Source organism: Kribbella sp. NBC_00889 (assembly GCF_045207705.1).
Taxonomy (GTDB): domain Bacteria; phylum Actinomycetota; class Actinomycetes; order Propionibacteriales; family Kribbellaceae; genus Kribbella.
In genome coordinates this window covers 2,701,961-2,727,247 of the sequence record NZ_CP108783.1, presented here as the reverse complement: position 1 = coordinate 2,727,247, position 25,287 = coordinate 2,701,961, and the positions used below count along the sequence as shown (strand labels likewise).

At 65.9% G+C, this 25,287-nt stretch carries 30 protein-coding genes; 15 read left to right on the top strand and 15 right to left on the bottom strand.

Annotated elements, in window-relative coordinates; translation table 11 throughout:
• Nucleotides 1-237 precede the first annotated feature (237 nt).
• Both OG817_RS13165 and OG817_RS13160 read right to left on the bottom strand, forming a co-directional pair.
• Nucleotides 238-534: a hypothetical protein gene (locus OG817_RS13165; RefSeq protein ID WP_406054492.1), complete on the bottom strand. Its 297-nt coding sequence runs from the start codon at nt 532-534 to the stop codon at nt 238-240.
• Nucleotides 535-721: 187 nt separating this feature from the next.
• Nucleotides 722-2,080 carry a hypothetical protein gene (locus OG817_RS13160; RefSeq protein ID WP_406054490.1) on the bottom strand — a complete coding sequence of 453 codons (1,359 nt, stop codon included), beginning with the start codon at nt 2,078-2,080 and terminating at the stop codon, nt 722-724.
• Nucleotides 2,081-2,366: 286 nt separating this feature from the next.
• Here OG817_RS13160 and OG817_RS13155 point away from each other — a divergent pair, with 286 nt between their 5' ends.
• Nucleotides 2,367-3,422: a recombinase family protein gene (locus OG817_RS13155; protein WP_406054488.1), complete on the top strand. Its 1,056-nt coding sequence runs from the start codon at nt 2,367-2,369 to the stop codon at nt 3,420-3,422.
• Nucleotides 3,423-3,447: 25 nt separating this feature from the next.
• Here OG817_RS13155 and OG817_RS13150 read toward each other — a convergent pair whose 3' ends face one another.
• Together OG817_RS13150 and OG817_RS13145 are read right to left on the bottom strand one after the other, a co-directional pair.
• Complete coding sequence (locus OG817_RS13150) at nt 3,448-3,858, bottom strand: hypothetical protein (RefSeq protein ID WP_406054486.1); 411 nt, start codon at nt 3,856-3,858, stop codon at nt 3,448-3,450.
• 232 nt (nt 3,859-4,090) lie between these two features.
• Nucleotides 4,091-5,089, bottom strand: coding sequence for a cytochrome c oxidase assembly protein (locus tag OG817_RS13145; RefSeq protein ID WP_406054484.1), 999 nt, complete (start codon nt 5,087-5,089; stop codon nt 4,091-4,093).
• 255 nt (nt 5,090-5,344) lie between these two features.
• On the opposite strand from OG817_RS13145, the gene OG817_RS13140 reads away from it, so the two are divergent.
• Nucleotides 5,345-5,923, top strand: a complete 579-nt coding sequence (locus OG817_RS13140) for a class I SAM-dependent methyltransferase (RefSeq protein WP_406054482.1) — start codon at nt 5,345-5,347, stop codon at nt 5,921-5,923.
• Between the two features lie 30 nt (nt 5,924-5,953).
• Here OG817_RS13140 and OG817_RS13135 read toward each other — a convergent pair whose 3' ends face one another.
• From OG817_RS13135 to OG817_RS13120, 4 genes are read right to left on the bottom strand one after another with little or no spacing between them, the layout of a single operon-like run.
• Nucleotides 5,954-8,278, bottom strand: coding sequence for an ABC transporter permease (locus OG817_RS13135; RefSeq protein ID WP_406057432.1), 2,325 nt, complete (start codon nt 8,276-8,278; stop codon nt 5,954-5,956).
• A gap of 5 nt (nt 8,279-8,283) precedes the next feature.
• Complete coding sequence (locus OG817_RS13130; protein ID WP_406054480.1) at nt 8,284-9,021, bottom strand: ABC transporter ATP-binding protein; 738 nt, start codon at nt 9,019-9,021, stop codon at nt 8,284-8,286.
• A complete protein-coding gene (locus OG817_RS13125) occupies nt 9,018-9,632 on the bottom strand; it encodes a TetR family transcriptional regulator (RefSeq protein ID WP_406054478.1) in 615 nt (204 codons plus the stop codon). The genes OG817_RS13130 and OG817_RS13125 overlap by 4 nt, the downstream gene beginning before the upstream one ends.
• A gap of 33 nt (nt 9,633-9,665) precedes the next feature.
• The gene (locus OG817_RS13120) at nt 9,666-10,463 is read right to left on the bottom strand and encodes a helix-turn-helix domain-containing protein (protein ID WP_406054476.1); all 798 of its coding nucleotides are present in this window, start codon (nt 10,461-10,463) and stop codon (nt 9,666-9,668) included.
• Nucleotides 10,464-10,577: 114 nt separating this feature from the next.
• On the opposite strand from OG817_RS13120, the gene OG817_RS13115 reads away from it, so the two are divergent.
• Genes OG817_RS13115 through OG817_RS13100 form a run of 4 tightly spaced genes read left to right on the top strand, consistent with a single transcriptional unit; the run spans nt 10,578 to nt 13,020 of the window.
• Nucleotides 10,578-10,967 (top strand): nuclear transport factor 2 family protein, encoded by a 390-nt coding sequence (locus OG817_RS13115; RefSeq protein WP_406054474.1) that lies wholly within the window; start codon nt 10,578-10,580, stop codon nt 10,965-10,967.
• Nucleotides 10,968-11,007: 40 nt separating this feature from the next.
• Complete coding sequence (locus OG817_RS13110; protein WP_406054472.1) at nt 11,008-11,562, top strand: TetR/AcrR family transcriptional regulator; 555 nt, start codon at nt 11,008-11,010, stop codon at nt 11,560-11,562.
• Nucleotides 11,555-12,268, top strand: coding sequence for an ABC transporter ATP-binding protein (locus OG817_RS13105; RefSeq protein WP_406054470.1), 714 nt, complete (start codon nt 11,555-11,557; stop codon nt 12,266-12,268). The genes OG817_RS13110 and OG817_RS13105 overlap by 8 nt, the downstream gene beginning before the upstream one ends.
• On the top strand, nt 12,265-13,020 hold the full coding sequence (locus OG817_RS13100) for an ABC transporter permease (protein ID WP_406054468.1): 756 nt from the start codon (nt 12,265-12,267) through the stop codon (nt 13,018-13,020). Before OG817_RS13105 ends, OG817_RS13100 begins: the two co-directional genes overlap by 4 nt.
• Before the next feature lie 46 nt (nt 13,021-13,066).
• Here the strand turns inward: OG817_RS13100 and OG817_RS13095 are convergent, their stop codons facing one another.
• Entirely contained in the window at nt 13,067-13,378 is a 312-nt protein-coding gene (locus tag OG817_RS13095) for a DUF5134 domain-containing protein (protein WP_406054466.1), read from the bottom strand.
• Between OG817_RS13095 and OG817_RS13090 the strand changes: the two genes are divergently transcribed.
• From OG817_RS13090 to OG817_RS13075, 4 genes are all read left to right on the top strand, one after another.
• Nucleotides 13,373-13,750, top strand: a complete 378-nt coding sequence (locus tag OG817_RS13090) for a hypothetical protein (RefSeq protein WP_406054464.1) — start codon at nt 13,373-13,375, stop codon at nt 13,748-13,750. The genes OG817_RS13095 and OG817_RS13090 overlap by 6 nt on opposite strands.
• Before the next feature lie 126 nt (nt 13,751-13,876).
• Nucleotides 13,877-14,020, top strand: coding sequence for a hypothetical protein (locus OG817_RS13085; protein WP_406054462.1), 144 nt, complete (start codon nt 13,877-13,879; stop codon nt 14,018-14,020).
• 340 nt (nt 14,021-14,360) lie between these two features.
• Nucleotides 14,361-14,579 (top strand): hypothetical protein, encoded by a 219-nt coding sequence (locus tag OG817_RS13080; RefSeq protein ID WP_406054460.1) that lies wholly within the window; start codon nt 14,361-14,363, stop codon nt 14,577-14,579.
• Nucleotides 14,580-14,678: 99 nt separating this feature from the next.
• Nucleotides 14,679-14,861 (top strand): hypothetical protein, encoded by a 183-nt coding sequence (locus OG817_RS13075; RefSeq protein ID WP_406054458.1) that lies wholly within the window; start codon nt 14,679-14,681, stop codon nt 14,859-14,861.
• A 125-nt stretch (nt 14,862-14,986) separates the two neighbouring features.
• Here OG817_RS13075 and OG817_RS13070 read toward each other — a convergent pair whose 3' ends face one another.
• The 4 genes from OG817_RS13070 to OG817_RS13055 all read right to left on the bottom strand — a co-directional run bounded on the left by OG817_RS13070 (nt 14,987) and on the right by OG817_RS13055 (nt 18,682).
• Nucleotides 14,987-15,490, bottom strand: coding sequence for a MarR family winged helix-turn-helix transcriptional regulator (locus OG817_RS13070; RefSeq protein ID WP_406054456.1), 504 nt, complete (start codon nt 15,488-15,490; stop codon nt 14,987-14,989).
• 75 nt (nt 15,491-15,565) lie between these two features.
• Nucleotides 15,566-17,419, bottom strand: coding sequence for a chloride channel protein (locus OG817_RS13065; RefSeq protein ID WP_406054454.1), 1,854 nt, complete (start codon nt 17,417-17,419; stop codon nt 15,566-15,568).
• 394 nt (nt 17,420-17,813) lie between these two features.
• Nucleotides 17,814-18,260 carry a DUF4383 domain-containing protein gene (locus OG817_RS13060; RefSeq protein WP_406054453.1) on the bottom strand — a complete coding sequence of 149 codons (447 nt, stop codon included), beginning with the start codon at nt 18,258-18,260 and terminating at the stop codon, nt 17,814-17,816.
• 20 nt (nt 18,261-18,280) lie between these two features.
• Entirely contained in the window at nt 18,281-18,682 is a 402-nt protein-coding gene (locus OG817_RS13055; protein ID WP_406054451.1) for a hypothetical protein, read from the bottom strand.
• Between the two features lie 410 nt (nt 18,683-19,092).
• Between OG817_RS13055 and OG817_RS13050 the strand changes: the two genes are divergently transcribed.
• A complete protein-coding gene (locus OG817_RS13050) occupies nt 19,093-19,794 on the top strand; it encodes a response regulator (RefSeq protein WP_406054449.1) in 702 nt (233 codons plus the stop codon).
• 133 nt (nt 19,795-19,927) lie between these two features.
• Here the strand turns inward: OG817_RS13050 and OG817_RS13045 are convergent, their stop codons facing one another.
• Entirely contained in the window at nt 19,928-20,098 is a 171-nt protein-coding gene (locus OG817_RS13045; RefSeq protein ID WP_406054447.1) for an STAS domain-containing protein, read from the bottom strand.
• A gap of 583 nt (nt 20,099-20,681) precedes the next feature.
• Here OG817_RS13045 and OG817_RS13040 point away from each other — a divergent pair.
• The gene (locus OG817_RS13040) at nt 20,682-21,146 is read left to right on the top strand and encodes a hypothetical protein (protein WP_406054446.1); all 465 of its coding nucleotides are present in this window, start codon (nt 20,682-20,684) and stop codon (nt 21,144-21,146) included.
• 421 nt (nt 21,147-21,567) lie between these two features.
• On the opposite strand, the gene OG817_RS13035 is transcribed toward OG817_RS13040, so the two are convergent.
• Nucleotides 21,568-22,062, bottom strand: coding sequence for a helix-turn-helix domain-containing protein (locus OG817_RS13035; protein WP_406054444.1), 495 nt, complete (start codon nt 22,060-22,062; stop codon nt 21,568-21,570).
• A gap of 79 nt (nt 22,063-22,141) precedes the next feature.
• On the opposite strand from OG817_RS13035, the gene OG817_RS13030 reads away from it, so the two are divergent.
• The 3 genes from OG817_RS13030 (at nt 22,142) to OG817_RS13020 (ending at nt 25,066) form a co-directional block, all read left to right on the top strand.
• A complete protein-coding gene (locus tag OG817_RS13030) occupies nt 22,142-22,414 on the top strand; it encodes a hypothetical protein (protein WP_406054442.1) in 273 nt (90 codons plus the stop codon).
• 26 nt (nt 22,415-22,440) lie between these two features.
• On the top strand, nt 22,441-23,886 hold the full coding sequence (locus OG817_RS13025; protein WP_406054440.1) for an ATP-binding cassette domain-containing protein: 1,446 nt from the start codon (nt 22,441-22,443) through the stop codon (nt 23,884-23,886).
• A gap of 202 nt (nt 23,887-24,088) precedes the next feature.
• Entirely contained in the window at nt 24,089-25,066 is a 978-nt protein-coding gene (locus tag OG817_RS13020) for a calcium/sodium antiporter (protein WP_406054438.1), read from the top strand.
• Nucleotides 25,067-25,287 lie beyond the last annotated feature (221 nt).

Below are 25,287 nucleotides of genomic sequence, written 5' to 3'. Positions count from 1 at the left end.
GTCGGTGCGCAATGGGCAGCCATCACCCGCCGGCGCGTCAATCGATCACGAGCTGACCAACCAGGTCAAGCTCCGCCCACATCGGACGTGCCCGAACGCCGGGCTCTGCGCGAACAGAGGCCGTGATGGGGTCCGAGGGTGCCCAAGCTAGGACACAGTCCCCGGATCGTCCGCCGGACAGCTGCTGCCGGAGGATCGGGCAGCTGTCAGAGATGCGCCTTCGGTGGGCGGCGGAACTCAAGAATCACGGAACCTCCCGGACGCCACGAATACCTGTTTGCGGCCAGTACACGGGACCACATTGGCCTGGTCGGCGTCTATGGAGCCTCCCTCGATCCACACTTCGTCGCCCAGCCTGCGGGTCGTTTGCCCGGCGGCGTCGATCAAGGCGATCTCGCCGCCGCGTATTGCGACACTCCAGCCTAGGGGCCAGGCGACGTCGAGAAATGTGTTTCCGCTGCGGAGAACCAAGCAGTTCGTCGAAGGATCGATCTCTAGGATCCCCATCTGCTGCGACTGCATCGCGAAGTCCAACGGTTGACGCTGAACCGTCAAACCGGGGACTACAAGATCGCCGGCGCGGTCTGCTCCGCCAGGGCTCGAATCATCTCCGGTACCGTCTGAGCCGTCGACCATCACGGCCACCACACGTTTGGAATACCGGTTCGTTTCCAAGGTTGGTACCTGACGCTTCGGGCACACATGACAGGCGTCCTTTCGGTCAGGGCACGACCAGTAGAGAAGCGTGCACCTTGCTGCTGATGTATGTAACTGGCGTCCATCCGCACCCTTCGTGCCCAGGGACAAAGCTCTCGCCGCGATGCTGGCCATACGCCACTACGGAGCCGGGATACGGACCGCTAGCAGACATCGTGGTCAACCATGGCGCGCCCGAGTCGCCCTCCATGCAGGCAGTGGTATCCATCAGCACAACATAGGCCTGAATGCTGGAAACGTAGTAGCTTGTATCGATCACATGTCCTACGTTCAGTCCGCTACGCGCTCCGCTGAGCGCGACAGTCTCGCCTTCACTTATGGTGCTATCCACCGCTCGGACGGCTCGAGCGACGATTGTATCCTGGCTACCCACCCAGACATTGGGTGCGAAATTATATTGATTGTTAACTTCTCTGATTAATTGGGTATCGGCGGCTGGACTGAAAACCTCTGGTATGCCCCAGACTTGTCCGCTATGAAACCAGCCGGTCCCTGTGCAGTGATTAGCAGTACTGCCGCGAAAATAGCCAGTATCCCATAGTTTCCAGTTGAAACCAGACGTACATTGTGCGTTGCTTGTAGTGGGCGTGATGTTCGTAGAACTCAGCCAGTCGCCGCCCCACCAGGGCGCAGAGTCCGAGAGACGGGAGACCTGGAGTTCGAAGTCGCCGTCGGGGGCGTCCGGTTTCGGCGTATAAAATTGGAGCGATACTCTTTCGTCTTGCAATTCCTTCACACGCTCGGTCCAGGCCGCGGTTTTGCCAGTATTGTTCCGCACCAGCAGGACCACGCGGTTCTGGTCGGGATCCCAACCGCCGGAGGCCTGGGGCAAGCCAGGTGCCCACTCTTTTTGTGTCGGGAGTAACTGGTTATCCAGGGCCTCCAATTCTGCTCGTGAGTACTTGACCGATTGAAATTCAATCGAGAGACCCTTGCCCGCATTCAAAGCTGTGGCCTTGGCGTGCTCCACCGCTGGTGACGATCCGTCGATAGGGCCGACGAGGCGAACCAACAGAACGTTGCGGTCAGAGTCCCACTTCAGGCCACCGTCGCGGCCGCTCTCCTTATCCATAGCGGCCTGCACCTGGTCGACCTGCGCCTGCTTGTCGACATCTCCTGTGATATCGAGCTGGATCGGCTGATCTGGGTCACAGGAGCCAGGTTTCGTGCGCAGGAGCACCTCGCAGTCTGGGTATGGAGCAAAGTTCGGGTCCGCAGGCGTCGGACTCGGATCGGCCTGCGCTCCCTGAACGTTGTAGCTGCCGTCCTGTTCGATGGAGCCGGCTGCGTTGGCCGCTGAAACGCACGTAAGGCTGGCAGCGATGGCAGCGAGAGCCAGCAGTTTCGTTTTTGGTCTAGACATGTTCCCCACCCCCGCGCTGATAGTAGGTCGGCAGATCGGACCGCGATATGGGGGAACAGTGGCAACTTCGTGCCAGCGCGCCAGTGTTTCATCTCCGGCGGCTCACCTCGCGCTGCCGCTCGGGGGCCGAAGATCCGGCAAGATGTTGAGAATCGATCGATTCTCAACACCCCCACCCATCACGCCGGCCAGACCTCGACAAGCCGCACCCAGAGTGTCGAAAAACGTGTTGCAAACCCGGAGTGTCTAACAACTCCCCCGGCGCCCTTTTCCATACAGTCGAGGCGTGACCTCCACCGAGCTCGACCGCCGGCCCGCCCTGTCAATCGATCCCGACCCGCTCGGAATCATCGGCGGCGGCATGCTGCTCGGCTACGCCCGGGTCTCCACGCGAGAGCAGAACCTGCACCGCCAGCTCGACGCCCTCACCGCCGCGGGATGCAGTCGGATCTGGCAGGAGAAGCTCAGCGGCAAGAACGCCGACCGGCCCGAGCTGCAGGACTGCCTGAAGTTCGCCCGCCCCAACGACGTTGTCACGGTCACCGAACTGTGGCGGCTCGGCCGAAACTTCCACGACCTCATCTCGATCGTCAGCGGGCTGCGCCAGCGCGACATCGGATTCAAGTCGTTGCACGAAGCCCTCGACACCACCACACCGGGCGGCCGGATGATCTTCCACGTCTTCGCCGCGCTCGGCGAGTTCATCCGCGAGATGATCGTCCAGGGCACCCGCGAAGGCCTCGACGCAGCCAAGGCCCGCGGAACCCGCCTCGGCCGGCCACCGGCGATGACCCAAGAGCAGATCCAACACGCCAAGGATTTGCTCGGCAACCCCGACAACACCGTGTCCTCGATCGCCCGGCTGCTCGGTGTCAGCCGCGCCACCATCTACAAGTACGTTCCCGAGCTCCGCTCCCCCGCCGTACCCGGCGGGTCGGCTCCCCTTGAGCTTCCCGCGGCCGCGGGCGGTACGGCGGACCGGCTGATGCCGATGCCCAAGCCGCCCCCAGGTGCGGCCTGCCCGACATGCGGGTACCGCCCCTCGAGTAAGCACGAGCTGCAGCTGCACCGCGAAGGCCTCGAAACTGTCTGGCTCCTCCCCGACCCGGACCAACCCGATATGGCGGTCGTCGAGCGCTGGCACTGCGAACAATGCCAGCCCCATCAGGCCCGCATCATCATGTGCGGCCTCTGCAGCTCGACCGTCATGCTGGGCGAGCAGATCGCGGCTGGCGAGCCGGAGCAGGTGCCCGACCTGGCCGTGCTTTGGCTCGTAGGTCACGGGTGGAGCCACGACACTCAGCGCTGGTTCTGTGGCTACCATCCGAAAGCACCGAAGTGAAGAGGATCCGGCTACATCGGCGCGCTCAGAGCGTGTTGAGCCATACCGCTGCAAGCTGGCGTATCAGCTCGCGGCCCTGGTCGATGGACAACACCTTGGTGGGGATGGGCCGGTTGTCGCGTGCATGCCGGGCGGCCTCACCGCTCGCAGCCTGGTGATTCGAGGACGGGATAAACGCAGCAAGGTCGGCCGCCGGCACCCAATTCTTGGCGATCACCGCCTTGAAGCCGCCGACGTTGTCGCGGACGACCTCCCAGACCTTCCACAAGTCGAACCAGTCAAGCCCGTCGACTGGCTTGCCGAGCAGGGCAAGGACGTCTCGTACGTCGGGGTTCGTCTCTGCGAGCTTCAAATAGTCCGGCGCCGGCGAGGACGGAGGCTGTGCAGGTACGCCGCCGGTGATCACGGTCGGCCTGCCGACCGTCGAGCGGACCACCAGCGCACGCCAGCGCCTTGACGGCGGCCACGTTGCGGCTCACGGCGTACATGACCTCCGGGAGCGCCGGCTTCTGCTCGGGGTCGGTTCGGTACGACGCTCCTCGGGCAACGGTCAACGTATCGGTGGACATGCATTGCATATGCAATATTTAGCTCCAGCAACTCCAGTCGCCTCAGTGCACGAAAGGACTTGGCGATCCCCGCAAACCTCTCAGACATAGCCGCTGAGGTTACGGCCGCTTCTCCGTGTCGGCGCCACGGTCGGCAGCGAGCCGCTGGAGCATGCGGTTGTAGGCAGCGTGGGCCTCATCGCTGTCGGGATCGAGCCGCTCTGCCGGGTCGGCGCCGACCTCGGTCGCGATCACGTTGCTGCGTACCGCGTCCAGCCAGCGACCGGTCATCCGCTCGCGCTTGCCGGGCGACGTGGCGACGCTGATCATCAACCCGACGGCGGCGAACATCATCAGCCCGTCACCGACAGCCCACATGAGTCCGCCGGCCGCGTGGACGTCGTTCAGTGCCGGAGGCGCCCACGACGGGTGGTCGCGCATCATCACCGGGAACGGGTCGAGATTCGTCTGGAGCAGCACGATGCCGACGATGGTGTCCGGCACCATCGCGATCAGGAACAGCACGAACCGCAGCAGATACCCCGGGTCCGGGCGGATCGGCTCTTCACCGAGCAGAGGCAGGAACAACAGGTACCCGGTGGCGAGGTACAGGACCTGCTCGGCCGTCATCAGCCAGGGATGCAGCGCCATCTGGTCCATGAAGCCGGTCAGGTGAGTCCCAATGATCACTACCGTATAGACGACGAGTCCAGTGGCCGGATGCGTGAGAACACCGACCGGTCGCGACGCCACGACCAACCGCGCCCGGGACTGGCGGCCGTCCGGGAGGGACTCGAGTACGACAGTGATCGGGTGCCCGAGGACGAGCAGGATGGGCACGACCATGATGAGCAGCAGGTGAAGCACCATGTGCATCCAGAAGACTGCCATCGCATAGCGACCGATCCCTGAAGCCAGACAGATCCACAGCAGTGCGCAGCCGCCAACGAACGACACCGCCCGCCACAGGTGAACCGTCGACCGCATCCGGCCCCGGATCCGCAAGACGATGTAGCCACCCGCGAGCACCAGGCAGACCGCCAGCCAGCCCTGCGCAAGCTCCCAGCTACCCAGGAAAGAGCCCCAGTTCAGCATCGGCAACTTACTCGTACCAGACATCGGCCTCGCCGTCCGCCCGACCAGCTGCCCTGTGTGATGCGCTCGCCATCCGCGCCTCCGTAGCTTGTGCGCTGCAAGCATTGCACACTGCAATCTACGGCCCGCATCCGCCTCTCGGACGGACATCGAACAATCCGGCCGATCCGCCTGGGCGTCGTACCGATGCCGTCACCGCAGCAACCACCAAGCTCGGCAACAGCTGAGCAAACTGCGGACCGGTTCCCACGTCAGTCACATATTCTGCCAGGACACAGCATGGCCACGATCGATGATCGATTCTCCGACTGGGCCAGGACCTACGAGGACGACGCACTCTCACGCTTGCTCGGTCGCCTGGGGCAGCAGGCGCTGACATCCCTGCAATTGACTCCGTCCGACCGGTTCATCGATGTCGGGTGCGGCAGCGGCGCCACGGTACGCCCGGCCGCAGAAATCGCCGGAACGGCCATCGGGGTCGACGCCTGCCGGGCGACGGTCGAGCGGGCCCGCGAACTCGCTCCGCCGGACAGCGGCGCTCGGTTCGTCACCGCCGACGTCCATCATCTGCCGTTCAAGTCAGGAGCCTTCACCGCTGTCGCATGCGCCCTTGCATCACGTCACTTCACCGACCAGGACTGCGCCGTCGACCAGATGGCGCGAGTTACAGCCGCAGACGGTCGCCTCTGCCTGGTCGATCTCTTCGCGGACCCAGCGCCACGGTCCAGGCTGCGAAGATGTCAGCCATACGCGCACGCCCTGGCGGCGATGCGAGCCTCCGGACTGCGCCCTGCACGAGAAGCCGTTGATGTCACGCCGTTCGGGCCGTACTTCGTCTGCCTCGCAACGAGAGCGTAATCGCGGTGACAGAGCTCGACGCTGCCGCCGTCAGCGCGCTCGTTCTCGTACGACGCGCGCCACGTCGAGCCGGCGTACCGCGCGGATCGCCGGCCACTGCGACAGCGTCGCGGCTGCCATCACGGCCAGCACCGCGGCAGGGATCACCCACCAGCCGAACGTGAGCCGGAAGGTGAACAGGTCGCTGCTGAACGAACCGAGGAACCCTCTGGCGGCCAGGATTCCTGCAACGACCCCGACCGGTAGCCCAAGGGTTGTCGCTGCCAGGTTCTCCGTCGCGATCGTTGCCGCGACCCGCCGCACCGGTACCCCCGCCGCACGCAACGTCGCCAACTCGTTGGTGCGTTCGACGATGTTGACCGCGAGAGTCACGTACATGATCGCCGCCGCGAGGACGGCGCCGAGGACCACCATGGTCCCGACAAATGCCCAGAACAGCCCCAGGAACTGGTCGATCGAGGCGGTCACCGCGGTGGTATCGGCGTACGCGACGACCCCGGGGAGGGCCGTGATCGTGCGTCGCATGGCGTCGCGATCCGCCCCTGACTCGAAGCGGACCAGGTAAGTACCGACCGCCGCATCAGGGAGCAACCGCGCAGCCTGGGCCTCGGTGGTGTAGATCGCGGTACCGACTGGTTCGTCCAGAAGCCCCGCCAGACGCAAGCGTGTCGAAGCCTGCGCAGTGGTGAGCGTGACCACCTGGCCGACCTTGACATGCAACGAATCGGCGAGTGCACGCCCAGCCAGGAACCCGTCGCCCGGAAGCCTGGTCACCACGCCGTCGACGGACACGAAGCGGTGCATCTGTGTGTCGGCTCGAAGCCCCGTCAGCGTCGTGGCATAGCTGCGGTCGCCCAGGACCGCTGTGACCCGGCCCATCCGGGTCAACTCGGCGGCCGCCACGCCGGGGACCGAGGTCAGTCGATCCGCGTCCCGGGAGTGGCCGGCGACGGTGACCGTCGCGTCCTGCCGTTCGATCTGTCCGTACTGCCGGTCGATCGCATCCGACAGGCTGGTCAACATGCCGATCGACGTCAGCACAAGGATCAGCGCCAGCACGACGCCGAGCATCGTCGCGAGAGTGCGACGCAGATTGCGACTCACGTCGCGCAGCGCCATCCGGCCGGTCACCGGAAGCCAGCGTGCCCGAGCGATCAGTCGGCTCCACCGGCCTGGCGGGCGACTCACGATCTCGTTGCGCATGGCATCGGCCGGGGTGGTCCGAGCCGCGGTCGCGGCCGGAACCGCGGCACCGACGAGCCCGATCACGGCACCGAACGCGACTCCCAACGCGATCAGATCGCCATGAACTGCACGCGCCACGGTATCCGGGATCCCCAAAGCGCCGGTGTACCCACGAGTCAATGGCCCTGTTGCCGCCGTACCCAGGACTGCACCACACACGCCGCCGAACAAACCGATCAGAAGTCCCTGCTGGAGATAGTGACGCACCAGCCGGCCCCGCCTCGCACCCGCGGCCATCAGCGTCCCGATCACCGGCCGCTCGGCGAGAACCTTCCGCGCCAGCAACACGTACGACGCGACCGCAGCGGCCGTGAGAAACAGCAGCGGGAACGCAACAGACAGCTCGGAGAAACCGTCGAGATCCTCGTGCAGCGTCGCGTTGGATGCCTGGTCGGCCTGGGCGACGATGTCGGTGGCTCCGGCTGTGCGCAGCGCAGCAGACACGATTCCGGTGTCGGCATCGGTGGGCAGCCGGACGAGCACCTGATTCGACTGACCACCGTTCATACGCCGGACCAGGTCTTCGTCGGCGAACACCACTGCGAACGCGTGCGGATCCCCGAGGACGTCCTGCCTGTTTCGCGCCGGCCACAGGTACTCCGCCGAGCGCACGACTCCCCGGACCTTCATGGTCTGCCACCCGGCCGCGGTGAAGACCTGCAACGAGCCACCGGGGCCGAGTCCGTAGGTGTCCGCGGCGTGACGTTCGATCAGCACCCCATCCGGATCGTCGGCCGTGAGGTGGTTCCCGTCGTCCAGATCGACAGCATCGACGGCAGGCTGACCCTCGGGCGGTAAGCCGACGACCCGGCCGATCAGCTTCGTCCCCCCGATGAGCATCGGTGGATCGACCTGCGTGCGAACCGTCACACCAACTGCGCCGGCCTCGCGGGCCGCGGCCGCGACCCTGCCGGGATCGCCCCCGGTTGCGATCAGATCCGCGAACCGCAACCGGTCGTACGTGCGCTGGTATGACTCGTCGAGGTTCCTGAAGGCGCCGGCGCTCGCGATGAACAACATGACCCCGAGAAGCACCGTGACTCCGACCGCGAGAGCCTGCGCTCGCTGCCGGCGAAGATCACGCAGCGTCTTGTGGGTGATCGCGCGCATGTCGATCACCAAGCCACATCGACCGCGTCGGCCGGCCGCGGAATGCGTCGTACAGACTCGATCCGGCCGTCCACGACCGTCACCACCCGGGTGGCGATCTGCGCGACGGAGGAGTTGTGGGTGACCATGACGATCGTCAGCCCCGCGCGGTTCAATCGCTGCAGCAACTGCAGGATCTGGCGCCCGGTCGCCAGATCGAGTGCACCGGTCGGCTCGTCGGCCAGCAGCAGATCGGGCTCGGTCGCGAGCGCCCGCGCCAGCGCGACCCGCTGTTGCTGGCCACCTGACAGTTGCGCTGGGAAATGGTCCATGCGATCGCCGAGACCAACATCGCCGAGCAACTCGGGCACACGGGCTCGATCACCCCGCCCGGTCAACTCGATGATCACCTCGACGTTCTCCCGAGCCGTCAGCGTCGGGATCAGATTGAAGAACTGGAAGACGAAACCGACATGATCGCGGCGGAAATCCGAGAGCTGCGCCGGGCTCCGCTGTGAGATCTCCTCGCCGGCGACGACCACCTGACCTGAGCTGGCCGACTCGATGCCGCCGATGATGTTGACCAAGGTCGTTTTCCCCGACCCACTCGGTCCGACCACGACAACGAGGTCGCCTGGCTCGACCTCCAGATCGACACCGCGCAACGCCTGAATCTCGGCATCGCCTCGGCCGTAGGTCCTGGTGACACCTCGCAGACTCACCGCAGTCTGCGTCAAGACCAGCTTGGACGTCTCTGCAGTCATGACACCTCTCCTGTGAACACTCCGTCCGTATAAGCAGTGACCACCTCGGCCGCCCATCGCCGCATCCCGTCCGGACTCAGCGGATCCACTCCCAGCACCGACGTGAGCTGGTCGCGCAACAGCACCATCGCCAAGTCGTTGACCGTCAGGAACGCAGCCCGTACAGCGACATCGTTCGATTCGCGCATCGCTCCCGCGGTGGTCAACTGCTCGATCATCACCACACCGGCGTCGAACAACTGCCGGAACAGGACCTGGCCGGCCGCGTCACCGTTCAAAAGCAATCGCCGCAGATACGCCGGAATCGGCGAACCCGGCGGAACCGCAGTCAGCATCAACTCCGCGAAACTCGCCGACGACCCGCCGGTGAAGTCGCCCGGGTCGGCCGACACCGTCGCGAACATCTCGTCGAAGACGCTCGCCACGTACTCGTCGACCACCTCACGCAGCCGCTGTTTGGAGCCGTAGTGATGCAGGACCAGTGCGTGCGAAACGCCCGCGGCGGCCGCGATGTCTCGCACGCTCACCGCATCCGCACCGCGGGCCGCGAACAACTCCAGCGCCCGATCGCGGATCCGCGCCCGCGCCGTAAGATCATCGACTGACCGCATGGTCATCATACTAACCATTTGGTCAGCGACTGGCTAGGGTCCGCTCAGCGATCGGAGGATTCGTGCGGTGGCGGGATCGGTGGGGAAGAACGTCTCGATCGCGATCTCGTCCAGGGTGACGTCCCGGGGCGAACCGAAGACGGTGGCCGCATAAAGAAACGCGACATCGCCGTACGGCGTGGCCATCTGCAGCGGTACGACCAGGTCGCCGCCAGGACGAGCCGACGTGGTCGTCGACTCGGGCAGGCCGTAACTCTCGAGCTCGACAAGGAGGTCAGCAAGTCCATCCGCGGCGGTCCGCTCGAGCTGGCGTCGTACCCGCCGGAGCACGTGCGTGCGCCACTGCCCGAGATTGCGTACCTGCGATGCCAGTCCGTCGGGATGCAGCGTTGCCCGCAGCATGTTGACCGGCAGGCCGGCCAATTCGTCGGGTATGCCACCCAGAAGAACAAGCGCCGTCTGGTTGGCCGCGAGCAAGTCCCAGCACACGTTCACCGCGACCGCAGGGTTCGGCTCCATCCCCGTGAGCACCGCCTGCACCGCCTCCCGGGCGGCGCCCAGATCCGCGAGCGACCGCTCAGGGTGGATCGGCGCGAAACCGGCGGCCAGGTAGAACCGGTTGCGCTCACGCAGCGGTACGTCGAGCTCGTCGCAGATCCGTTCGATCATGTCCCGGCTGGGATTCGACCGGCCGGTCTCGATGTAGCTCAGGTGCTTCGCCGACAGCCCAGCGGCCAGCGAGACGTCCAATTGCGAGCGACGACGCCGCTCGCGCCATCGCTTCACCAGCATCCCAACCGTGTCTTCCGAACCCACAGTAATGGCACTCACCACAGCCACGATGCCGCCGCAACGTGCTCTCGGCAATCACCTCGGAGGTTATTGAGACGCATCTCCACGAGCGTCCAAAGTGGTGAGCATCCAACCAGATACAGGAGAATCCCCATGACCCAGAACGGCAACTCGACGCACTCCGTCCAGCGCTACGTCGAATTCTGGAACGCCGCGAGCCCGGACGAGCAACGGAAACTTGCCGCCGCAACCTTCGCGGGCCAGATCGCCTACCACGCACCCGTGGGCATCCTGCACGGTACCGACGAGCTGATCGGGTTCCGGAACCAGTTCGCCGAGCACTCCCCTGGCTATGTGTTCCGGCTGCGCTCGGAACCGGAGACACATCACGATCGTGCCCGAGTCCGGTGGGAGCTGATGGTCGGCGACACGTCCTTCGCCACCGGGACCGACGTCCTCGAGTTCGACCACGACGGCCGCATCGTCACCGTCACCGGATTTCTCGACCGGGCTCCCGAGGGCTTCGCCCACGCCGACCATTGACCCCTTGCCACCGCCAAATGTTAGTGGCTAACATTTGCTGGTGGTGTCACGGGCAGAGCGGACTCGGGATCGATTGCTGACGACGGCCTTGGAGTTGTTCGCCGAGCGGGGGTACGACGGGACCAGTGTCGGCGAGATCGCCACTCGCGCAGGTGTGACGGAGATGACCTTCTTCCGGCACTTCCCGACCAAAGCGAGCCTGCTGGTGGACGATCCGTACGATCCGGCGATCGGTGCGGCGATCCGCCGGCAGCCGGCCGGTCCTGATCCGATCACCCGCGCGGCCCGGGGAGTCCGTTCGGCGTGGCTTCAGGTTCCGCCGCAATCGGTCGAGGAGGTGCGGGTACGGCTCCGCATCGTCGCCCAGACACCGGCATTGCGAGCGAGCATCGCCGGCAAGACGACCGAGACGGAGGCGGTGATCGCCGACGCCCTCACCAGCGGCAAGACCGGACGGCAAGAAGCGTTGATCGCAGCGGGAGCGGTGATGGGCGCACTCAACACCGCATTGCTCGAATGGAGCCTGACCGACAGCGACGACCTTGGACAGGCGATCGAAACCGCCCTGGATGTCCTGGCGGACCGGCATGGCTGAGCGCGCGGTCGAGGCACAAGGCCTGATCCGTACATTCGACGACGGCACAGGGGTACGCGGTGTCGACCTCACGGTTGCGCCCGGCGAGATCCATGCCCTGGTAGGGCTGAATGGAGCCGGAAAGTCCACTCTCATGCGCCTGCTCCTGGGCATGCTCAAGCCGGCTGCAGGCACGGTCACCATTGCCGGTCGACGCCTGGAGGACACCGACTGGACGTCAGTCGGGCACCTGGTCGACTACCCGCTCGCCTACCGGGAGCTGACCTGCCGGCAAAACCTCGCCCTCGGCGCCAGGCTGCACAGCGTCGTCCCGGGCAACGTCATGCCCATGGTCGAGGCAGCAATTGCCGAACTGCACCTGACGCAGTATGCCGATCGCCGCGCGGGCAAGCTGTCACTCGGCAACCGCCAACGCCTCGGCCTCGCCTCGGCGCTCCAGCACGACCCGCGCTTCATCGTGCTGGACGAACCCACCAACAGCCTCGACCCGTCCGGGGTGATCCTCCTGCGGGAGGCACTTCTTCGTCGGGTCGCGGCCGGTGCCGCCGTACTGGTCAGCAGCCATCACCTGGACGAGGTCGCGCGCATCGCCGGTCGCATCTCCGTTCTGAACGCCGGCCGGATCATCGGAACTCTCGATCCGCACGGTGTCGACATCGAGCGAGCGTTCTTCGACCTCGTGCACAGCGACGACGTGGCCGCATGATCATCGGGCTCGTCACCGAGTTCGCCAAACTCGCGCACGCCACCGTGGTGCGAGTCACCACAGTCCTTGTGGTGCTCGGGATCTCCCTCATCTGCGCGGCGATGCTCCTGGCCGTGCACACAGACGATCCCCAGCTCGCCGCCAAGCTCGGGCCGCTCATCGACCCGGGTGGGTGGGCCGGCTACATCGCCGTCGCCATCCAGGTGACCGGTGCGGCAGGTTTCGTCGGGTACGGCGTCGTCCTCAGCTGGCTGTTCAGCCGCGAATTCGCCGACGGCACTATCACCGGCCTGTTCGCGATCCCGGTCTCCCGGCCCACGATCGCGACCGCCAAGCTCGTCGTATACGCCGCGTGGGGACTCGTCACCGCCGCCGCCTTGTTGCTCGCCCTGATCATCCTTGGCCTCGTCAGCGGACTCGGCCCCATCCCTGCCGACGTCGTACCGTCAATGGCCCGGCAGCTCGGTCTCTCCATCTTCACCATCGTCCTCGCGACTCCGGCGGCATGGGCAGCAACTCTCGGCCGGTCGGTGCTCGCTGGAATCGGAACCACAATCTGCATCCTCGTCCTCGCACAGGTCAGTGTCATCGCCGGCACCGGCGGCTGGTTCCCCTTCGCCGCACCCGCGCTGTGGGCGATCGACAGCGACATCACCGTCGCCCCGATCCAACTCAGTCTGGTGCTACCGGTCGTGGCAATCAGCGTCGCCCTGACCCTGCGATCCTGGCAAACACTCCAACTCGATCGATAGATGATGACTCGGAGCCGATCGCACGATTGATATCTGACCGGCTTCGTCAGAGGACCGGGGTCATCAGGGCCAGCATTGCGGCCATGCCGGCACAGGACAGGCCGTGGCAGCCACAGACGAGGCGGTGGCCGTGGGCGCGTGCGACTCGGACCAGCCACCAGACTGTGGCCAGGGCGAGCAGACCTGCGACGACCCAGCTGAAGAGCGCTGCCCAGGCGTGCAGTCCGGTCAGGTCGTTGATCGAGCCGCGATGGTGCTTGTGGCCCATCGCCATACCAGGCATGTCCATCGTGGCCGGCATCAGCGAGGGCATCGCCATCAGCATCCACACCATGCCCAGATTCATTGCCGCGTGCATCAGTGCACCCGCCCGCGCTACAACAAGGACCCGATCACCGCCCAGGGCATCACCGACGCGTTCCACGACGCCGAACGCTGCAGTCAGGCGATCGACGACTGGATCGATGGTGGCAAGCCGTTCGAGGACGCGATGAGCGCCTGGCACCAGGAACGTGACGCACACGCGACGCCGATCTACGAATTCACCTCCCAGATGGCGACCCTGGAATCGCCACCACCGGAGATGCAGCAGCTACTCGGAGCCATCCAGGGCAACCAGCCGGCCATGGACGGATTCATCAGCGTCGTCTCCGGCGCGATCTCGCCGGCCGAATTCTTCGCCGCCGAAAACATCCACCGGATCCTCACCACTGCAAAGCAGCCAGTCTGACGCTCGGGATGAGCGACTGCTCGAACCCGGCCACGGTCACACCGCCACGCGGTCCCGAGCCGTCGCGGGCGCATCGATGCGCCCGCGGAATTCGATCGGTGCGGCGAATTTGGCCGTCGTGATCGCGTGTTCGGTTGCCGGCACGACGACGAGCTCGCCGGCCGGCAGTCCCCGGTAGTTGCCCGGATCAACTGCGTCCGTGACGACCGGCTCGTGGCACTGTTCCGCGAGACGTTGACAACCAGCGTGATCGACCGGTCGAACACGTGATCCTCGAACTGTCCGGCGAACCCGAAGGTCGATCGGCGACCGAGAACGTCCTGGCCGTCGGCCATCGTCTTGTCGGTCACTGCGTCGCCCTCGATCGATCAAGTCAGCTTCTCGCACGACGGGACACCACTCGAGGCACTCTGGCGAACGGCGCCCTCACCACCGCGCCGCTGACTGCCCGGGACGCTGCGAGCCGTCGGCCGGCTGACCGACAGGCTGTCCATCGATCGCCGAGGTGACGACGACTTTGCGATCACGTGACGTTCCTTCGTCCACCGGGACGTCACGCTCACGAGCGGGTTACACAAGACGCCATCCGCAGCCCGGCAGGAGGGACCTGGTGACCAAGCGTCCGACCCCGCGCACATCGTCCACGCTGGAGACCATCTGGACAGGCATGCCCGCACTGCTAGCGGTCGGCACCGAGGCCGTGCAGGCCGGGCCGACGGCGATCACCGCACCGGCGTTGACGGCGAACGGGAAGCCGAAGGTTCTCTACATCGGCGCCGAGTTCTGCCCGTACTGCCTTATAGTCATGGTTCAGGCACAGGCTGAGTAGGGCTCCGGCAGAGGTCTGGCCCGGCTGGACGAGCACCCCGCCCGGCCGGAGCAGTCAGGTTTCCCGAGTCGACAGTCCGGTACTCAGGTGGTGGGTCAAGTGGGTGGTTCCCCGCTGGATCCAGAGCTCGCGCTATCCCAGCTCGCGACTCTGATACCGAAGCCCGTGCTGACTCGGGTGCTGGTGACGACCGCCGATGGATCGGACGTCGCCGGCACCCGGACACCAGCGGCCGACAAGCCCTCGACGTACGTGACGACCATTGCGCGAGGCCGGGTGTGAGGAGCTGCCTGCCCGTGGACGGCAATGCGCAGTACGGCACCTGGCTTCGCACCGTCCCCGCGCTCACGCCGATCCTCGCGTCCAAGCGAGAACGACGCACGAGATCAGACTGACGGCGACAGAGGTCACCAGCCGATGCGGCTGGCGGCCTCGGCGACGGCGGGTTCGTCGGCGGCGGTCGCGAAGGCGTCGAGGGCACGGACGAGTTCACGTCGGCGGTTCGGGGGCATCGCGAGCACGATCCGCTCGATCTCAGCGCGTCGCGATCGGGTGACCTTGCGGACCAGTGACCGGCCGGCCGTGGTCAGGTCGATCACGACTTCCCGCCGGTCCTGTGCGTTCTCCCGACGGTCTACGAGCCCGGCGGTGATCAACCGGTCGACCATCCGCAGTGCGGTCGACGGGGTGACGTCGAGGCGTTCGGCCAGTTGGTTGAGTCTGCTGGACCCGTGTCCCTCGAGCACCACGAGCGTCCGGAACTGAGTCAAGGTCACCGAGTCCTCGACCTTCGCCAGGGACCTCGCCGAGATGCCGACCAGCACCCTGGATGCCGTCAGCACTGCCGCCACCAGTTCGTCGACCGCCTCGTCGGAGGGCTCGGCAGTAGTCCTGCCTCGAACGCCGGCCACCGGCACCTCCCATGACTTGCCCACGCTGACTATTGCCGAGGGTAATCGACCCTCGGTGCCAGACTCGGCCAATGCTCAGTATGCCGCCTCCGGCCGCACTGTCTTCCCGTGCAGAGCTCTCAACGCCGCACGGTAAGTGATCCAACCGACAACACTGCAGGCATCGAACACCGGGACCGCCGCGCAGCCGCTGCGATCCAGCGCGTCGATTGCCTGGTCGAGGTGGTCATCGCTGCGAACCTTCACCGGCAGCTCCAGAACCAGCGACGCCGGATCAGCGTCGTGCCGTCCCGCGGCCAGCGCCTCCGCGACGACACGCGCCGTCACGATGCCGACGTACTCGTTGTCCGGGCCGAGCACAGGTAGGACGCCTGCCGATGAGCGCGCCAGCACAGCCGCTACCTCCCGGAGCGCAAGATCGTCACGCACGCCGGCCGGGATACCCGACATGACGTCGCCGACGCTGATCCCAGCCGCCCTGCCGATGGTCTCGCGACGCCCGAGGTCCACGCCGCGGCGCCGGAGCTTCAGGGTGTAGATCGTGTCCGCGGACAGCACATGGCTGACCCCGGTGGCCAGCACGATCGCGGCCATCAACGGAAGGATGATCGAGTACTCCCCGGTCAGCTCGAACAAGATGATGACAGCGGTGATCGGGGCCCGGGCAGCACCCGCGAAGACGGCACCCATGCCGATCAACCCGTAGGCTCCGGCCGGTCCCGCGACACCGGGCATGACGTGGTGAGCGATCTGCCCGAACCCCGAACCCACCATCGCCCCGATGAACAGGCTCGGCGCAAAGACACCGCCCGAACCACCGATGCCGATGGTCAGACTGGTCGCCACCATCTTCGCGACAGTCAGCAACAGCAGGAAGGCCACCCCGTAAGCGCCGAAGATCGCGTTCCCCAGCACTGGGTAACCCACACCGTACATCTGCGGTACGGCGATCAGCAGCAATCCGAGAAGAATTCCACCGACCGCGGGACGGAGCCACTCGGGACCACGCCAAGCCCAGTCGCACGCATCCTCGATCAGATACAGCACCCGAGTGAAGAGCACACCCACCGCACCTGCAATCAAGCCAAGTACCGCATACAGGCCGTACTGCCCCACATGATCGACCGTGAAAGGCGGAAGCCTCAGGAACGGCACATCTCCCAGCACCGCCCGCCCGATCGCCGCCGAGGTGACCGCCGCGACCACCACCATGCCGAATGCCTGAGCCGTGAAGTCAGCAAGGATCAGTTCCATGGCGAAAAAGACACCGGCCAGTGGCGCGTTGAACGTCGCCGCGATCCCACCCGCCGCACCACACGCCACCAACACCCGCAGGCGCGGCTCCGTGACCCGAACAAGCCGCCCGATCGTCGAGCCGAGTGCGGACCCGATCTGGACGATCGGTCCTTCGCGTCCTACCGAGCCGCCACCACCGATGCACAAGGCCGAGGCCAGCGCCTTCACTCCGGCGACCTGAGGCGCGATCCGCGCGCCGCGATGCCCGACGGCATACATCACCTCGGGTACGCCGTGCCCCCGCGCTTCACGCGCGAAGAAGTGCACCAGTGGGCCGTACAGCAGACCAGCGGCCACCGGCACCGCCAGCAGGAACCACCGCCCGAGCCCCGGCAGCGCCGGATGCACGGCGCCCGGAGTCGCCGCATAGTCAACCCGACCTGTCGCGAGATGTGTGAAAGTCGTGATCAGCCAACGGAACACCACCGCGAACCCAGCGGATCCGGCACCGACTACCAGCGCCAGCACCAGCAATCCGCCGCTGGAAGCCCTCAGCGCCTCCCAGACCCTTCGCCGAGAGGATGCAAGGGACAGTGGACGCCGAAGCGCCGTCGGTAGCAAGGTGGCCATGAATTGCATTATGCAATAATTGCGCGGCTCAATCTCGACCCGTCCCGACTGCCAAGACCTCACAGCGTGGCTCGCCGTCGGGTACGCCGTCTCTCACTCGCAGCTCATGCCGTGCTGACGGTCCTGGCAGCACTCAGGTTCGTCGGTGCCTACGCGCTCCGCCGGCGCGACCTCGAAGCCACTGGACCTGGCCCGGCGAGTGCGTCGAGTCCGCTCGAGGCGGCCACCTCGTGGCCGTCCTTCCGGAGACCACCAACAGGACGAAGCCTGCGGCAGCGACGACCGCGAGTTCGGTACTGTGCGAAATGGCAGCTCCTACGAACGTCAAGCCCACGGCGAACCAGGTGATTGCGTACCAGCGGCCGCCACCGGCAGGGCTCAAGAAGGTGAGTTGGAGGCCGCAAGCCGCCACGAAGGCAACGACGAACCACCATGTATCCCACACACTCCACACCCCCTAGTGCTGTCGGGTAGCCACGTCGTGAGGCCGAGAGCCGCGTTCACCGGCGGGTGCCAGCACCGCGGCAGCGAACATAGCGATGGCGAGGACCGTATGGAGCCAGACGTCAGCAGCGTCCAGCGGGATCAGACTGGGCGGAATCGGTCGAGCCGCCAACTGCCCGTAGATCAAGAGCATCATCAGCGCGACGCCTGTCAGGGCAAGGAAGCCCCGGGCGTAGCGATCTACGCCGGCTACCGCGAGTCCGACCAGGCCGATCACCAGGTGCACCAGGTTGTGGACGATCGACACGTGAAAGAGGCCGAAGAGCCGGGCGGCCTGCTCCGCGGACGACAGACCGAGTGTTTGGACGCCCGTCGTGACCCCCGGCAGGAAGCCCAGGTAGCCGAGGGTGAGGAACGTGCCGGCGACCCAGAGCGCGACCTCTTGTGTCACCGATGTCATGGACCGATAGGAGAGCGTCGTCATCTCCAGGACCTGACCTTGGCCGCGGTTCGGAGCGCGGTGAACCCGCGCTGGAAGTCTTCGACGACTAGCTGTTCGTACGTCGTCCGGTCGGCGTACAGGCACATTGCCGCGCAGCCATCGGCGGTGTGGCCCGCGAGCTGAACCGCACCATCTCCGGCCTCGAGCAATGTCCAGCCGGCGTCGGCCAACACCTCCAGGGCGTTCGCATGGTCGGCCGCGTGGACTGAGAGACCGACAGCCGGACAGTCCTTCCAGGTCGTCTGCCAGGTCTCCCCCGGCCACCAGTCGTCGGCGGCAACGACGTCGATCTCCGAGCGCGGAGCCACCAGGAGGCCCATGCCAGTGACAGGCTCAAGATAGGCGGCATGTGCGGCGAACTCGACGACGGTCACATCCATTGCGCTGCATCGCATCTGCTCCCCCGGCTCGTCGGTGACAGCAGCCCGCACGACATGACAGCGGCCGGCCGGTTCCGAGGACCGGCCCCTCGACTGTCCCGGAGGGATGCGTAAGTTCCGGCGGTAATAGGCCGTCAGCACTGCCAGCGGCACCGCATGCGTGTGGAGTCGCGGGTTCACTCCTCCACCCTCCGGGCTCAGCTTTGAGATCGGTCGGACGCCTTCTTGACGATCGGATGACACCGGTCGACTCAGGATCGTCCGAACGTCACCCGCACCAGCTGCAGCCGCGAGGCCACGCCCAACGGCACCGGGCCGGCACAGCACGAACAACGGACGGTTGTTAACGATCGGATGACATGGGAACCCGCCAACATCACAAGGCGATCCACCGTTGCGAAGATGGTGTGATGTCGACGCAAGTCTTGATCGTGGAGGACGACAACCGCATCCGAACCGTCCTGCGCCTCGCACTCGAGGACGAGGGCTACCAGGTCGCCGAGGCGGCAGACACGCCCTCGGCTCTGGAGCACGCACGGTCCACGATGCCGGACCTGATGATGGTCGACCTGATGCTCGGTGAGATCGACGGCTATACGTGCATCCGCGAGGTCCGTCGCCTGAGCGACATACCCATCGTGGTGGTGAGCGCCCGCACAGACACACACGACATCGTCGCCGGACTGGAGGCCGGTGCGGACGACTATGTCACCAAACCGTTCCAGGTCAAGGAAATCACCGCCCGACTGCGTGCCCTGCGTCGGCGACTGAGATCGAGTACGGACGCGTCCGAGCCGGACATCGTGCTCGACTCCGATCCAGGCCGGAGCCTCGTGCTGTCCACCTCCCGCGGCGCGGTCGTGCTCGACCATCAGGATGTCCCGCTGACGGTCACGGAGTACCGTCTGCTGGTGGAGCTGGCCCAACCTCCCGGCCGGGTGCTCAGCCGCACAGCCCTGCTGAAGGCGGTGTGGGAGCACGGGTTCTACGGTGACGAGCGGATCGTGGATGTCCATATCCGGCGGCTGCGCACCAAGGTCGAACGCGATCCTGGACGACCCCAGCTCGTCACCACGGTCCGAGGGATGGGCTACCGCCTGGATCCTCGGTGATCATGGGCGGACCGGACTTGCACCAAGCAACATTTGACGCTGGCAACTCATTCTGATCGACAACGTGTACGTGGAGCCCGCTCACCCGTCCGCCGTCGAGGTGGCTCAGTGCGGGTGCCCAACAGCACGCCGGTCATGCGGCCTCGACCTCGAAGACATGATCGAGGCCTGTACGGCGAAGTACGTCAGTGACCTTGCGGCCGGCATGGCGGATGACCACTCCCCCGCCACGTCGTCGGCAGACTCGGTGAGTGTCGAGCAGCGCTGCCAGCAGTGTCGATGACATCTGGTTGATCTCGGACATGTCAATGATCACCAAACAGGCACCGTCCATGACCAGTTCCCGCAATCGCCATCGTAGCGGCGTCAGTCCGCCGTCCAGATCCGCGTTCGGACAGCATCATGATGGCTCTCTGGAGATGCGGGCTGTGGGTCGTGTCGGTCATCGAGGGGCCTTCCGTAGGTACACCTGCACTTACCACTGTGGTGCACGGGGATTGAGATCGGTCGTCCCCCTTCGTGACGATCGGATGACATAGCGCGGCCTGGCTGTGCGCGTCGAGCGCCGGCCGCCAGGATCGAGATGTCGATGCACGAATGTGGCACCCGGCCATGAGTTGTAGTATGCAAATATTTGCCACAGCCATCCTCCGCGTCCTGCCGGAGCGGCGGAGGCCCTCGGCAACATCCAGGCGCTGCGACCTTGCCGAACGTGGAGAGTTCGTGACATTCCGATGACTGCGACGCCGCCGGATCAGTCATGCTGCGGAGTCGAGGTTTGCGTTCTCTTGACGACTCCGGACGTGCCGTTACCGGCGCAATGCCACGGGTACGTGACACCACAGCAACACCCGGAACTGTCCTACACGCCAACCAGGAGGACCACGATGACGCATCCCCGCGAAGCCGCACAGGGCCTGACGCCGTTCGCCGACGCCACCGGTCGTGACGCGGACTGCTTCGACGTCGCGGTGCTGGTCGAGCACGAACTGACAGGGACCGCCGCCCGGCGGATCGTCGACATGTACCAGATGAAGAGTGAGCCGCCGCGCTACCACGTGGTCCGGCCGCTCGGAGAAGGCGCAGACCGAAACACCGAGGTTCGGGCAGAGGCTGAACAGCTGGTCCAGAAGAGCCTCGAGCGGCTCGAGTCTCTCCGCGCTCGGACCAGTGGCACTGTGTCGGAGCAGGGAGCGATCGATGCATTGTCCAGCATCATCGATGCCACGCACAGCCAGGAGGTTGTCGTAGTGACTCGCCGGCACCGACTCGACGCGCTGTTGCACCGCGATTGGGCATCACAGGTTCGCGCGCACTTCGAGCTTCCGATCGTTCACCTTGTGGACCGCTGACCTCACGCGAGACGGAGCGGACCGGACCCCTTGAGGTTCACAGGCCGTAGGCTCGGACACCGTCGAGGCCTTGCGGTCGCTCTGCTTGATCACAACCAGCGTTGGAGGACCTCGACCCCATTCACACGGCTCCGCCACCGCTAGTAGCTCACACCCCCACCGCAGGTACGAAGAGCCCGGTTGTTCTTTGGACGCAACACCTCCTCCCCTGGCTTGCTGGCGATCCTGTGGCCTTCCAGGGTTCATCTGGCCGTACTGACGAAGGCCACCAGGAGCATTCTGAGGAGTAGAGGGCCTGCATTTCTTCGAACTTCCTGCCAACCGGAGCGACGACATGGTGTCGCTGAGGCTCGAGCACTTGGCCGTTGTCGGGGTCTCGGTGCTGCTCTCGACTGTGATCGGGGTCGGAGGGGATCGCCACCTACCGCACGGACACGCCTCGTGAGATCGCGCACGGTCTCGCCGGGATCTTTCTGACGATCCCCTCCTTCGCCCTGTTCATCCTGCTGATCAGCCCGCTTGGTTTGGGCGCGAAGCCGTCGTCGCAGTCACCCTGTACGGCCTCCTTCCCAATCCTGCGAAACACCATCACCGGGCTCTCCCGGGTGGGCACACCGGTTGCGGCGAACATGGTCCTGGCCGGCGTCCTCGGCGTGATCGTGGTCGCGATCCGTTCCCGCAGCGGTACGTCGAGCTCGTCGCGGATGCGTTCGATCATCTCCGGACTCGGACTCGACCGGCCGGTCTCGATGTAGCTCAGATGCTTCGCCGACAGATCCGCGGCCAGCGACACATCGAGCTGTGAGCGCCGGCGCCGCTCGCGCCAGCGCATCACCAGCATCCCGACGGTCTCGCCCGAGCTTATCGCCGTCGTTGTCACGACGGCAACGATGCCGTCCCCAGGTGCGCCCGGCATCACCTCGAAAGTTATTGCGGCGCGCCGCCCCCGGGCTTCCACTGTGGGCGACGTCCACATCAACAGAGGAGACCTCGCAATGACCGAACACGCCATCGTGCAGCAGTACCTCGACTTCTGGAACGCCGGCTGCGGTGCCGAGCAACGCGAACTTGCCGCAGCGACGTTCGCCGACCACTTCGGCTATCACGCCCCCGTCGGAGTCATGCGCGAAGTCGAGGAGCTGATCGTCGACGGCACGTCGTTCGCGACCGGGACCGACGTACTCGAACTCGGACCCGACGGCCGGATCGTCTCGGTCGCAGGCTTCCTCGACCGCGCCCCCGAAGGCTTCGCCCACGCCGATCACTGACTCTGCGACTCGGAAGGAGTCCCGCGATGAACAGCAACGAGAAGGCCGTGCAGGCGAGCGGTCTGGTCAAGTCGTTCGGTCGGACCCAGGCCGTCGAGGACCTCGACCTCGCCGTTGCCGACGGCGAAGTGGTCGGGCTGCTCGGCCCGAACGGCGCCGGAAAGACAACCGTCGTACGCATCCTCTCGACACTCTTGCGGCCCGACAGCGGATCAGCGACAGTCTTCGGCCACGACGTCGTCGACGACGCCGCCGCAGTGCGTCGCCTGATCGGACTCACCGGACAGTTCGCCTCGATTGACGACGACCTGAGTGGGCGCGAGAACCTGACCATTCAAGCCCGACTGCTCGGCCTCGACAGATCGGCCGCTGCTGCTCGCTGCAGCGAACTGCTCGCGCAGTTCGAACTCGAGGACGCCGCACGTCGTCCGGTCAAGACGTACTCCGGCGGCATGCAACGCCGACTGGACATCGCCGGCGCCCTCGTGGTGCCTCCGCGGCTCTTGTTCGTGGACGAGCCCACCACTGGCCTGGACCCACGCAGCCGAAGTCAGGTGTGGCAACTGGTCCGGGCTCTGGTCGCTGACGGCGTGACTGTGCTCCTCACTACGCAGTACCTGGAGGAGGCGGATCAGCTCACCGACCGCATCGTCGTGGTGGATCACGGACGAGTCCTCGCCGACGACACGCCACGGCAACTCAAGCGATCGGTCGGTGCCAGCGTGCTCGAAGTCGAAATGGTCGACCCCAGCCGTCTGACCGACGCCGCGCGGTCCCTGGCCGTCGACCTGGGACCCGCAGAGATGACCGGGAACGGAACCACTTTGCGGGTCCGCATTCCGTCCAGCATCGAGAACCACGGTCACCGCACGACGCGAGCATTCGCCCGCCTGGCGGAGGACGGAATCGCCTTGGCCGGATACGCCCTCGGGCAACCGAGCCTCGACGAGGTGTTCCTGGCACTCACCGGCCACCGCGCCGAAACCCCGACCGCCGACGAGACTTCGCTCGAGGAGATCGTCGGCGGCCTCATCGGCGACCTCGCGCGATACCTGATGACCTCCGGCATCGTGATCGGCCTCGGACTGATCATGGGCTTCCGTCCAGCCGGCGGAGCCACCGGAGTCCTCCTGGGCGTCGCCCTCATCCTGGCCTTCGCATCCGGATTGTCATGGATCTGGACGACACTCGGCCTCCTGGCCCGCTCGCCCCAGTCGCTCGGACTCCTCAGCTTCCTAGTCCAGTTCCCCCTCCTCTTCGCCAGCAACACCTTCGTCGCACCCGACACGATGCCCGCCTGGATCGACCATCTCGTCACACTCAACCCGGTCAGCCACCTGGTCTCCACCGAACGCGACCTGATGGCCGGCACCGCCACAGCCGGCGAAGTGACCGGCGTACTCCTCGCTGCAGCCGCCCTCACCGTCGTCTTCGCCCCTCTCACCATGCGCCTCTACCAACGCCGCAACTAGGCAACGACGAACGCCCCCTCCCGACGAAGCGGGCGTCGCTGTAGCCGGGACGGGTGCTGGCGCCTCCGCGAGCTGAGGGCGGTCGTTTCGCGGCACGCAGAGGTGCATGGGTGAGCGGCCGGTCGTGTAGGTTGCTGATCGGTGTGCCGGGAAGCCTGGTCGGCGACAGGTTGTGGTGTGTCGACCGAGAGGGTTTCTCGTGGTGATTCAGATTCTGCTCGCCGCCGCTGGATTGGTTGTGTTGACCTTCGCGGCAGATCATCTGGTGCTCGGATCGTCCCGGCTGGCGCAGCGGATGCGGATCAGTCCGGTCGTGGTCGGGGTTGTCGTCATCGGTCTGGGTACGTCGGCACCCGAGTTCCTGGTCTCCGGTGTCGCCGCGGCACGCGGGGACACCGGGCTGGCGGTCGGCAACATCGCCGGGTCCAACATCCTCAACCTCACTCTCGTCCTCGGGATCGCCGCGCTCGCCGGGTCGGTGGCCGTGACGTCACAGGTGATCCGCCGTGAGGTGCCGCTGGCGGTGGGCGCAGTCACCCTGTTCTCGTTCCTGGCATGGGCCGGCCTGAGCCCGGTGACCGGCGCGGTGCTCGCTGTCGCAGGGCTGTGTGCCGTGCTGGTCCTGCTGCGTTGGGCCAGGCAGGGGCGCAGTAACGACGAGATCGCCACCGACGCCACGGAGTTCACCCAGGCAACCGCGACCGTGGATGTGCCCGTGCAACCGTCGCGGCTGCCGGCCTGGTTGGAACCGGTGCGCGCGATCCTCGGTCTGGCCGGAGTGCTGGCCGGAGCTCAGCTCCTCGTATCCAACGCTTCGGCCATCGCGACCGATCTCGGCGTACCACAGGTCATCATCGGCTTCACGTTGGTCGCGCTCGGTACGTCGTTACCGGAACTGGTCACCACCGTTCAGGCTCAGCGCCGCGGCGAATCCGACCTCGTCGTCGGAAACCTGTTCGGAAGCAACCTGTTCAACAGCCTCGTCGGAGGCGCCGTCGTCGGACTCGCATCCGGTTCCGCCGCGCCTGGACGGGCCGCGGTCGCGCTGAGCGTGACGATGATCCTCACCGCCGGGCTCGCATGGATGCTGCTCCGCCGAGGCCTCACCCTGACCCGCGTCGAAGCCCTCGTCCTCCTCGCCGCCTACGCACTCACCATGCCGCTACTGCTCTCGACATGACACCTCACCGGCGGCATTTGATTGCCGTTGACAATGGCCGTGGTGTTGCACGGTCCCGCACCATGGTTTGCGTCCATGGCCACGCATAGGAGAGGCATGGACCGCGGCCCCGACGTACACGACCAGCTCGGCGAGCGGACCGGGTGCGACCGCAGTGCACACAGGCGCAGGCCCGCCCTCGTCATGTCGCGGCCGAACAGGTCGTGCCGGACGCTCGCGAT